Origin of the sequence: Phenylobacterium sp., assembly GCF_030693405.1 — a bacterium.
GTDB lineage: Bacteria > Pseudomonadota > Alphaproteobacteria > Caulobacterales > Caulobacteraceae > Phenylobacterium.
On record NZ_JAUYAW010000079.1, the window covers coordinates 1 to 10,520 of the forward strand.

Below are 10,520 nucleotides of genomic sequence, written 5' to 3' on the forward strand. Positions count from 1 at the left end.
AGGACGTGCCGCCCACATAGAGCATCACATCCCGGCCCCAGAGACGGGTCAGGGCGCGCCCCACCGTGGACAGGCCAAGGCGAGCCGCGCGGACGGGCTCCCATCGACGCATGCCCAAGCGGTCCAGCTCCTGGTGGATCGACATGTCCGACGTTGATCAAGGAATCCCCGGCGGCGCAAGCGCCCCCTTGAAAGTGACGACGCGCCTCCGGGGTCGCCGGAGGCGCGTCATCGATGGGCGTGTCAGCCATCGGGTCGCGGCCGCTTCGAGGGACGGGAGAGTGCGGCCTCAACCTGGGCTCAAATTATGAGCGGCCCGCTGAACGGCGCCTGAACGGGAATTCCGCAAACCGTTCAGGAAGTTACGCGCTCTCCATCATGGCGCCGGCGCGACGCAGGGCGGCGATCTCATCGCCTGAAAAGCCCCAGTCGGCGAGCGCTTCCTCATCATGCGCCCCGATGGCCGGCGGCGGCCCCTGGATCGCACCCGGGGTGGCCGAAAACCGCGGCGCAGGCGCCGGCTGCATCACACCGGACACTTCCACGAAGGTCTGGCGCGCCTGATTGTGGGGGTGAGCCGGCGCCTCATCCATGTCGAGAACGGGGGCGAAGCAGACATCGGTGCCGCCCATGATCGCTGTCCACTCATCGCGGGTCTTGCCGGCGATCACCTCGGCGAGCTTGACCCGAAGGCCCTCCCACTCCCCCCGATCCATCTGTTTCTGGAAGGCAGGGTCGGTGATGCCGGTCTTTTCCAGCAGCAGGGCGTAGAACTGCGGCTCGATGGAGCCGATCGACACCCACTTGCCGTCCTTGCACTGGTAGGTGTCATAGAAGTGCGCCCCGCCGTCGAGCAGGTTGTTGCGCCGGCCCGAGTTCCACATCCCCGAGGCCTTGAAGCCATAGAACATGGCCATCAGAGAGGCCGCGCCATCGCTCATGGCGCAGTCGATCACCTGGCCCTGGCCGCTCTCCCGGGCATGGATCACCCCCGCCAGCAGGCCGAACGCGAGGTACAGCGCGCCGCCACCGAAATCCCCCACCAGGTTCAGGGGCGGAACAGGCTTGTCGGTCGTCCCGATGGCGTCGAGCGCGCCGGTGATGGCGATGTAGTTCATGTCATGGCCGGCGGCATGGGCGTAAGGCCCAGTCTGGCCCCAACCGGTCATCCGGCCATAAACGAGCTTGGGGTTACGCTTCAGGGCCACGTCGGGGCCCAACCCCAATCTCTCCATGACGCCGGGCCGGAAGCCCTCGAAGACCGCATCGGCGCCTTCCATCAGCTTCAGGCAGGCCTCGATGGCGTCGGGGGACTTCAGGTCCATGCCGATGGAGCGGCGGCCCCGGCTCGTCACATCGGCGGGTGAGGCGCGGCCCTTCCCTTTCCGGTCGATCCGGACCACGTCGGCGCCGAGGTCGGACAGCAGCATTCCACAGAATGGTCCGGGTCCGATGCCGGCGAATTCCACGACCTTCAGTCCGCTTAAGGGTCCCTGGCGCATGGCGCGTCCTCCAATGTCTTGTCTTGCTGGGCTCCACCTAGGCGCCGTGACGCGCCGTCAGCCAAGGCTGTCAGGGCAGCGACTGCCCATCATCGACGGTCACCAGGGTTCCTGTGATCGCCGAGGCTGCAGGCCCGGCCAGCATCAGCAGGGCGGCGTCAAGGTCTGTGGCCTCCATCAGACGGCGGCGCGGAAAGCCTCGCACCTGCTTCTGGCCACCCTCGGTCTCGAACCAGTCCCGGTTGATGTCGGTCTCCACATAGCCCGGGCACAGGGCGTTGACCGCGATGTGATGGCGCGCCCATTCGCGAGCCAGGGCCTTGGTCAGCATGCCGACGGCGGCCTTCGAGGCGTTGTAGGCCGAGAGGCCCGGCAGGACGGTGTGAGCGGCGATCGAGGCGATGTTGACGATGCGGCCGCCCCCATGGGCGGCCATATCGGCGGCGATCATCTGACGCGCGGCGGCCTGGGCGCAGAAGAAGACTCCGCGCACATTGACATCGAAGGCCTGGTCCCAGGCCTGCGGCGTCAGATCCAGGGCGCGCCCCTCCCCGCCTACCCCGGCGTTATTGATCAGGATGCCCACCGGCCCGACGGCGGCGGCGACCTCTTCAAACAGCGGGCCGATCTGCGCGACGTCCGCCACGTCCAGCGCCCTGGCATGGGCCAGGCCGCCATGTGCGGTAATCTCAGCTGCGCCCGCCTCAACCAGCTCCACCCGCCTCGCCGCAAGCACCACCTCGGCGCCGGCCGCCGCCAGAACGCGAGCGAAGTGGGCGCCCAGCCCCCCAGAGGCGCCTGTCACGAGGGCGACCTTGCCCTCCAGCGGTCTTTCAGCGAACATTCGTTATCCCCTATGCCAACCCTGCGACGCGCTCATCCCTCGCCCGCGCCGTCTGGGCGAGATATCTTCGCGGACGCCCGATTCTGGCGCCCCGAGCGCAAGCCGGGGAATGTGTATTGCGTCAAAGGTGCAGAGAATGTCCGCAGGCGTCCAGGCGCGGGTTCTGATTGTCGCGCGAGACGACGGGCTGGCGGGTCCCCTGGCCGAGGGGCTTGATCGCCTCGGCTGGCGTACGATCACGGCGCGCGGACCCTATGCAGGCATCGCCGCCCTGGCTGACCTGCAGATTGAGGCCGCCATTGTCGACCTGCGCAGCGGCGGGCCAGAGGCGCTGACGCTTGCCCGGCGGCTCAAGGCCGCCTGCGCGCCGCGCCGCCTGCCGGTTGTCGCCATTGGTGAGCCCGACGACGGCGCCCAGGATTTTGACCTGATCCTCGCCCCGCCGCTCCACCCGGCCCAGGCGGTTCTGCGGCTAGAGAATCTGGTGCGGATGGCGGTCGCTGAGGAGGAGTACGAGCTCCGTCAGCAGACCTTCGCCGAGAAGAACCGAACCCTCGATCCGGCCGATCCTGATCCCGCGCCGTTCCGAATCTTGGCCATCGGCGAGCCCGCGCCGCAGTTCCTGGCCCTGTCCAACGCCCTGTCGCGTAGCGGCGCGGAGGTGGTGGGCGCCTTCACCGCCTATACGGCCTTCGATTACCTGCATGAGCGCCCGTTCGACACGGTCGTCCTGTGGGCGGGCGACAATCCCAACGAGGCGCTATCCATCGCCGCAGGCATGCGGCGGAACACCCGCCTCTATCATGTGCCAGCCCTGCTCTACATGCGTGAGGAATCCTATCTCACCATGTCCGAAGCCTATCACCGAGGGGTCTCGGACGTGGCCTCCCCGGGCTCAGCCGAGGCCGAGACCGCTGGCCGGGTGATCGAACTGGCGCGCGCCTATCGCAAGCAGACCGCCACTCGAAGGGCGCTGGAGCGAGCCCGCGCCTCGGGCCTGATGGATCCGGCCACCGGCCTGTTCACCCGGGACCTGTTCGCCACACATCTGGGCCGCCTGGCCCAGGCCGCCCGAATCCGCAACCGTCCCTTGAGCGTATGCGTCCTCAAGGTCTCCGAACGGCAGGAGGTCGTCGAAGCGCGCTCTCAGGGCTGGCTCGACCGGGCGATTCCGCAGATCGGGGCCATGATCGGCAGGCTGGTGCGAGTGGAGGACACCGCCGCGCGTCTGAGCCACGAGGTCTTCGCCCTGGCGCTACCGGCGACGCCGGCCGCCGCGGCCAGAGCGGCAGGCGAGCGGATCGCCGCGGTGATTGGCTGCACGGCCTTCGAGGCGGGCGACAACCGCCCGCCCTTCGTGGTCGAGTTCGATATCGGCGTGGCCGAAGTCACCCCCGCCCACGGCGCCGGCCGGGCCCTTGAGGAAGCCGCCCGCCGCGCCATGGCCACCTAACCAGGCCTCTAGGCGGCGAGCGCCAACCGCGAGAGCTCGGTGAGGATCCGCTCGGCCGCGTTGAGGCGCTGCTCGGGGCTCTCCCACTCGCCCTTGACCACGGCCTTGTTGTCCGGCCGCAGACGCCAGCCCATCTGGTTGCGATGGACGAACTCGATGAGGCCGCCCGGGTTCGGGAAGGCGTCGTTGCGGAAGGTGACGACCGCGCCCTTGGGGCCCACATCGATCTTCGCCACATTGGCCTGACGGCACATGCCCTTGATGGCCACCACCTTGAGCAGCTGGTCGGTCTCCGGCGGCAGCGGGCCGAACCGGTCGATGAGCTCGGCTGCCAGCGCTTCGCGGTCGGCGGCCTGCTCGGCCTCAGACAGGCGGCGATAAAGCGAGAGCCGGACATTGAGGTCAGGCACATAGGCCTCCGGGATCAGCACCGCGGCGCCGGTGTTGATCTGCGGCGACCAGCCGCGATCCTGCACGCCCTCGGCGCCCACCAGTTCCTTCAGCTCGTTGACCGCGTCCTCCAGCATCTGCTGGTAGAGCTCGACCCCGATCTCACGGATGTGGCCCGACTGCTCCTCGCCCAGCAGATTGCCGCCGCCCCGGATGTCCAGGTCATGGCTGGCCAGTTGGAAGCCCGCGCCCAGGCTGTCGAGGGACTGCAGGACGCGAAGCCGCTTCTCCGCCGACAGGGTGATGGCCTTGTCCTCGGGCGTGGTCATGTAGGCATAGGCGCGCGCCTTGGCCCGGCCGACCCGGCCGCGGATCTGATAGAGCTGCGAGAGCCCGAACATATCGGCCCGGTGGATGATGAGGGTGTTGGCGGTGGGCACGTCCAGGCCCGACTCCACGATGGTGGTGGAGAGCAGCACGTCATACTGGCCGTCATAGAAGGCCGACATGACCTCTTCGAGCTGCGTCGGCGGCATCTGGCCGTGGCCGACCACGAAGCGCACCTCCGGCACCTGCTCGCGCAGGAACCGCTCCAGATTTGGCAGGTCGGAGATGCGAGGCGTGACGAAATAGGCCTGACCGCCGCGGTACTTCTCCCGCAGAAGGGCCTCGCGCACGGTCACCGGGTCCCATGGCGTCACATAGGTGCGGACCGCCAGACGGTCGACCGGCGGCGTGGCGATGATCGACATCTCGCGGATGCCCGACAGAGACATCTGCAGGGTGCGGGGGATGGGCGTGGCGGTCAGGGTCAACATGTGCACGTCGGCGCGAAGCTCCTTGAGCTTCTCCTTGTGCTTGACCCCGAAGTGCTGCTCCTCGTCGACAATCACTAGGCCGAGATCCTTGAAGCCGACCTGCTTGGACAGCACCGCATGGGTGCCGACCACGATCTCGATCTCACCATTTTTCAGGCCCTCGCGGGTCTCGGCGGCTTCCTTGGCGGGCACTAGTCGTGACAGGCGCCGCACCTTGACCGGCCATCCCTGGAACCGCGCCTCGAAGGTCTTGAAGTGCTGCCGCGCCAGCAGGGTCGTCGGGCAGACCACGGCCACCTGCTGGCCGCTCATGGCCGCGACAAAGGCGGCCCGCAGGGCGACCTCGGTCTTGCCGAAGCCGACGTCGCCGCAGATCAGCCGGTCCATGGGCCGGCCGGAGCCCAGATCGGTGAGCACATCGCCGATGGCGTTCAGCTGGTCCTCGGTCTCCTCATAGGGGAACCGGGCGCAGAACTCGTCGAACACCCCGTGCGGCGGATCGATGCCGGGGGTCGACTTCATGGCCCGTTCGGCGGCGATGCGGATCAGGCCGCCGGCCATCTCTCGCAGCCGTTCCTTGGCCTTGGCCTTGCGCGCCTGCCAGGCCGCGCCGCCCAGGCGGTCGAGGGTGACGCCATCAGACTCCGCGCCGTAGCGGGTCAGCAGGTCAATATTTTCCACCGGAAGGTAGAGCTTGGCCTCGCCGCCGTATTGCAGCTCCAGGCAGTCGTGGGGTGCGCCCTGGACGTCGAGAGTCTTCAGACCCTCATAGCGGCCGATGCCGTGCTCAATGTGAACGACAAGATCGCCGGGCGTGAGCGCGGAGGCCTCAGCTAGGAAGTTGGCCGCGCGCCGCCGTTTGCGCGGCCGCGCCAGCCGGTCGCCGAGAATGTCCGTCTCGGAGATGACCACCAGCTTGTCGGTCTCGAAGCCCGCCTCCAGGGGCAGAACCACCCGCTGCGGCGTCTTCGGGTCCGCCGCCTTGGCCGCCTGCCAGTAGGGGGCGAGGGAGATCTTCGACAGGCCGTGATCGGCCAGCATGCCCGCCAGACGCTCAGACGCGCCCTCGGTCCAGGAGGCGAACAGAACACGCTTGCCCGCCGCGGTCTGGGCCTTGGCGTGGTCGACCGTGGCCTCGAACAGATTGACGCTGTCGCGCTGGCGTTCGGGGGCGAAACTGCGCCCGGCCCGGGCGCCCAGGTCGATCACCTGTTCGCCCTCAACGGCGTTGAAGGCCGAGAAGCGTCGGTTGGGCCGGGTGGCGAGCGCGCCCTCCCACTCCTCGGCGGTCAGATAGAGCTGTTCCGGCGACAATGGGCGATAGTTGGACTTTCGGCCGGCCTCAGCCCGGGCCTCATAGGCGTCCCGCACCATGCTCAGCCGCTCATCCCTGGCCTCAGGCGCCAGATGGTCGACGGCGATCAGGGTGTCGTTGGGCAGATAGTCGAAGACCGTCTCGAGGCTCGGATAATAAAGGGGCAGCCAATGCTCCATCCCTGCCCGGCGGCCGCCTTCGCTGACCGTAGCGTAGAGCGGATCGTCGCCGGCGGCGCCGAAGGCCGCCACATACCCCTTGCGGAAGCGGGACACGGCCTCGGCGTCCAGCAGGGCCTCGCTCACGGCCAGCAGGCTGATCTCCGTCAGCTGCCGTGTGGAGCGCTGGGTTTCGGGATCGAAGGCCCGGATCGATTCCAGGATGTCGCCGAACAGGTCTAGCCGGACAGGTTCATCCGATGCAGGGGGAAAGACGTCGATCACCCCGCCGCGAATGGCGAATTCGCCACGTTCTGAGACGGTTGAGGCCCGCTGATAGCCGTTGACGGCGAAGTAGCGTTCCAGGTCGGCGATCTTCACCGGCCGGCCCACATGGGCGCTGTAGGAGGCGCCCTCCACAGCCGCCTTCGGCGGGACCCGCTGAATCATGGCCGGGATGGCGGCCACCAGCACGGCGGGCTTCTTGGGCGAGAACCCACCGGTCGCCAGGCGCGCAAGTGTCGTCATCCGCTGGGCTGCGACTCCTGGGGACGGGCCGATGCGGTCGTACGGGAGGCAGTCCCATGAGGGCAGCCGCATCACCTCGACGTCCGGCGCGAAGAACCCGAACGCATCAGCAAACGCGCTCATCCGGGCGGTGTCGCGGGCGATGAACACGGTCAGTCCGCCCCGGGCGCGGACGATGTCCGACATCACCAGGGCGTCATAGCCCTCCGGCGCGCCGACGAGATCGATGCGTTCGGGATCGGTATTGATGCGCTTCAGCTGTGTGGCGCTGGGAGCAGCAGCTCCGTCAGCCGCCATGGGCGCCGCCGATAGTCTTGTGAGCTTCGTCGCGGAAAACCTTGATCATGCTCATGATCTCGGTGTCGAACTCCGCCGGCGTCGGCGTCCGCTCGACAATCCAGGCATAGATGTCCTGATCCGGCTGATCGAGCAGATGCTCCAGAACGTCCAGCTGGGCCGGGCTGAGATCACGGGCGTGCCGATCCACGAAACCGCCCAGGATCAGGTCGGCCTCCACGAACCCCCGGTGCCAGGAGCGGAACTTGAGACGCTTGAGTCGGATGTCGTGTGTGTCGGCCATGGCGAGCGCGGATATAGAGGCCCCGCCGCCCGAGCGCCAGGGTCAAGGACTGGCTGAACGCGCCAGGGGCTGATCAGTCGCCGCCGAACCAGGTGAAAGACAAATTCCGAAAGGCCTCCGGTCCGACCTGTGCGGAGATTTTGAGCAGAGCCGCCGCCTCAGCCTGGGAGCGGCCACCCGTGTCACGTTCGGCCTTCAGTTGGGCGAGATCGATCATGCCATCGATCCGGACGTCCCCAATGTCAGGATGACGGCCGACGAACCGAAAGTCTCCCTCCCCCAGCCTGTAGGCGGTGGGCAGCACCCGCAGGCTTCGTTGGTGATATTGCTGGCCCAGTTCATTGGTGGAGATCGGGCTGGTGACGTCCGAGAACTCCAGCATCACCGGCGCGTAGGTCTCGGTCCGCTCGCCCCGTTCCCAGGCGGCGAACTCCATCGCCCCGCCGATATGGATATGGTCGAGGCGCCAGTCGCCAATCTGAACGGGCTGGGTCGGGAAGTAGTAGCCGAACAGATCCTCGCCCGCCGCATGGGTGAAGCCTTCCAGATCTGCCGCCGAAGAGATCGCTTCGGTGTCAGCGGCCGGGGTGGCAGCGGGCGTCGCTTCGGCCGCCGGGGCGGTGGGCTCGGCCTGGCCACAGGCGCTCAGGAGACCCGCTGTCGTGGCGACCAGCATCCATCGGCGCATCTCACCCTCCAAAACTCTGCATCGGCCCGCACATCATCATGGCCCACGCGCCCAGTCCACCGCGCGCGGCGGTCCCGGCCACGCTATGATCGCCGCCATGCGTCCGGAGATTCTGTACCCCCTGTTCGCCCCGATCGACACGCTGAAGGGCGTGGGACCGCGGGTTGCGCCGCTTCTGAGCAAGCTGGCCGGTCCGGTGGTGCGGGACGTGGCCTTTCTGGCGCCCCACAGCCTCATCCACCGCCATCCGGCGCGGGTCGACGGCGCGCTCGAGGGCGACGTGCAGACCTTCGTGGTGACCATCGAGGCCTACCAGCCGCCGCGCAATCCGTCCCAGCCGTGGCGGGTGCGGGCCTTTGATGGCACGGGCTTTCTCACCCTGGTCTATTTCGGGGGCCTTGGCGGACGTATCGAGGCCCAGCATCCGGTCGGCGCACGGCGGCTGGTCAGCGGCAAGGTCGAGCGGTTCGGCTCGGAAATCCAGATCGCCCACCCGGACTATCTGGTCCCGGTGGAAAAGGCCGACCAGATTCCCGAGGTGGAGGCGGTCTACCCGGCCACCGCCGGCCTGCCGGCCCGCACCGTGCGGCGCCTGGCCCTGGACGCCCTGACCCGCTGCCCCGACCTGACCGAGTGGCAGGACCCCGCCTGGCTCGCCCGTCAGGGCTGGGGAAGCTGGCGAGAGAGCCTCGCCCGCCTTCATGCGCCCGAAACGGAAGCCGACCTCACCGCCCAGGCGCCCCATCGCCAGCGCCTGGCGTTCGACGAGCTGCTGGCCCACCAACTGGCCATGGGTCAGAAAAAGGCCGAGCGTCGGGCCGAACCGGCTCCGCCGATCGCCGCAGGCCAACGGGCTGAAGCCCTGGCCGACGCTCTTCCCTTCCGGCTCACCGGCGCCCAGACCCGCGCCCTGGCCGATATCCGAGCCGATCTCGCCAGCGGCGATCGCATGTCGCGCCTGCTCCAAGGGGATGTGGGGTCGGGTAAGACAGTAGTGGCCATGCTGGCCATGGCCGATGTCGCTGAGGCGCGGGGCCAGAGCGCCCTGATGGCGCCTACGGAGATCCTGGCGCGCCAGCATTTCGAAACCCTGGCCGCCCCGCTGGAGGCTCAAGGGATCGCCGCCGTTCTGCTGACCGGCCGGGACAAGGGCGCAGCCCGCGCCGAGAAGCTGCGCGCCTTGGCGAGCGGCGCGGTTCAGGTCGCCGTCGGCACCCACGCCCTCTTTCAGAACGACGTCGTCTTTCACGACCTGCGCCTGACCGTAATCGACGAGCAGCACAGATTCGGGGTGGCCGAGCGCCAGCGCCTGCAGGCCAAGGGCGCGGCCACTCACCTGCTGGCCATGTCGGCGACGCCCATTCCCCGCACCCTTGAGCTGACGGTGTTCGGCGACCTGGATGTCTCGCGGATCGACGAGAAGCCCCCTGGCCGGACCCCCGTAGCGACCCGGGCCATTCCCATGGGCCGCATGTCAGAGGTGGAGGCGCGTCTCAAATCCGTGGTCGCCGCCGGCGCCCAGGCCTTCTGGATCTGCCCGCTGGTGTCGGAGTCGGAAAAGACCGACCTGGCGGCGGCTGAGCGTCGCGCAGGCGAGCTTCGCGAACGCATCGGGCCCAGCGTCGGGCTCGTTCATGGGAAGATGCCCGGTCCCGAAAAGGACGCCGTGATGGCCCGCTTCGCCCAGGGCGAGCTGTCGGTCCTGGTGGCCACCACGGTGGTCGAGGTGGGGGTGAACGTGCCCAACGCCACCATCATGGTGATCGAGCAGGCCGAACGGTTCGGCCTGGCCCAACTGCATCAGCTCCGCGGACGGGTGGGTCGGGGACGCGCGGAAAGCGCCTGCGTCCTGCTCTATGATCCGCCCCTGTCTGAAACCGGCCAGAAGCGTCTCGACATCCTGCGTCGGACCGATGACGGCTTCCTGATCGCCGAGCGGGATCTGGAGCTTCGCGGCGGCGGCGATCCGCTTGGCCTGCGCCAGAGCGGCTTTCCCGCCTATGTGTTCGCTGATCCCATCGCCCACCGGGATCTGATCGCCGCGGCAGGCGACGACGCACGGCTGATCCTCGCCCGCGACCCTGGCCTGACCTCAGCCCGCGGCCAGGCTCTTAGGGTTCTGCAGGCCCTGTTTGACTGGCAGGCTCACTCCACCTTGCAGGACGCCGGCTAGAGCATTTTCCGATAAGTGTGACGCAGTTATCGGATCAAAAATGCTCTAACTTCATGATTGGAGACATTTTT

The 10,520-nt window shown here is 68.0% G+C and carries 7 protein-coding genes; 2 read left to right on the plus strand and 5 right to left on the minus strand.

Translation table 11 applies throughout. The features are described 5' to 3' along the window. Positions 1–362: 362 nt before the first annotated feature. Positions 363–1,502: a CaiB/BaiF CoA-transferase family protein gene (locus Q8N19_RS16420; RefSeq protein WP_305592548.1), complete on the minus strand. Its 1,140-nt coding sequence runs from the start codon at positions 1,500–1,502 to the stop codon at positions 363–365. 70 nt (positions 1,503–1,572) lie between these two features. After that, positions 1,573–2,346 carry an SDR family NAD(P)-dependent oxidoreductase gene (locus Q8N19_RS16425; protein ID WP_305592550.1) on the minus strand — a complete coding sequence of 258 codons (774 nt, stop codon included), beginning with the start codon at positions 2,344–2,346 and terminating at the stop codon, positions 1,573–1,575. A gap of 136 nt (positions 2,347–2,482) precedes the next feature. Between Q8N19_RS16425 and Q8N19_RS16430 the strand changes: the two genes are divergently transcribed. Beyond that, positions 2,483–3,799, plus strand: a complete 1,317-nt coding sequence (locus Q8N19_RS16430; RefSeq protein WP_305592552.1) for a diguanylate cyclase domain-containing protein — start codon at positions 2,483–2,485, stop codon at positions 3,797–3,799. Positions 3,800–3,807: 8 nt separating this feature from the next. Here the strand turns inward: Q8N19_RS16430 and mfd are convergent, their stop codons facing one another. The 3 genes from mfd to Q8N19_RS16445 form a co-directional block, all read right to left on the minus strand. Next, complete coding sequence (gene mfd, locus Q8N19_RS16435; protein WP_305592554.1) at positions 3,808–7,305, minus strand: transcription-repair coupling factor; 3,498 nt, start codon at positions 7,303–7,305, stop codon at positions 3,808–3,810. Beyond that, entirely contained in the window at positions 7,295–7,588 is a 294-nt protein-coding gene (locus Q8N19_RS16440) for a succinate dehydrogenase assembly factor 2 (protein WP_305592556.1), read from the minus strand. The genes mfd and Q8N19_RS16440 overlap by 11 nt, the downstream gene beginning before the upstream one ends. Before the next feature lie 73 nt (positions 7,589–7,661). Further along, entirely contained in the window at positions 7,662–8,276 is a 615-nt protein-coding gene (locus tag Q8N19_RS16445; RefSeq protein WP_305592558.1) for a hypothetical protein, read from the minus strand. A gap of 97 nt (positions 8,277–8,373) precedes the next feature. Here Q8N19_RS16445 and recG point away from each other — a divergent pair, with 97 nt between their 5' ends. Continuing rightward, on the plus strand, positions 8,374–10,449 hold the full coding sequence (gene recG / locus Q8N19_RS16450; protein WP_305592560.1) for an ATP-dependent DNA helicase RecG: 2,076 nt from the start codon (positions 8,374–8,376) through the stop codon (positions 10,447–10,449). Positions 10,450–10,520: the final 71 nt, after the last annotated feature.

Excerpts from the sequence above, each read along its gene's own strand:
- Q8N19_RS16420 (WP_305592548.1), bottom strand. The coding sequence starts at position 1,502 with ATGCGCCAGGGACCCTTAAGCGGACTGAAGGTCGTGGAATTCGCCGGC.
- Q8N19_RS16425 (WP_305592550.1), bottom strand. The coding sequence starts at position 2,346 with ATGTTCGCTGAAAGACCGCTGGAGGGCAAGGTCGCCCTCGTGACAGGC.
- Q8N19_RS16430 (WP_305592552.1), top strand. The coding sequence starts at position 2,483 with ATGTCCGCAGGCGTCCAGGCGCGGGTTCTGATTGTCGCGCGAGACGAC.
- mfd (WP_305592554.1), bottom strand. The coding sequence starts at position 7,305 with ATGGCGGCTGACGGAGCTGCTGCTCCCAGCGCCACACAGCTGAAGCGC.
- Q8N19_RS16440 (WP_305592556.1), bottom strand. The coding sequence starts at position 7,588 with ATGGCCGACACACACGACATCCGACTCAAGCGTCTCAAGTTCCGCTCC.
- Q8N19_RS16445 (WP_305592558.1), bottom strand. The coding sequence starts at position 8,276 with ATGCGCCGATGGATGCTGGTCGCCACGACAGCGGGTCTCCTGAGCGCC.
- recG (WP_305592560.1), top strand. The coding sequence starts at position 8,374 with ATGCGTCCGGAGATTCTGTACCCCCTGTTCGCCCCGATCGACACGCTG.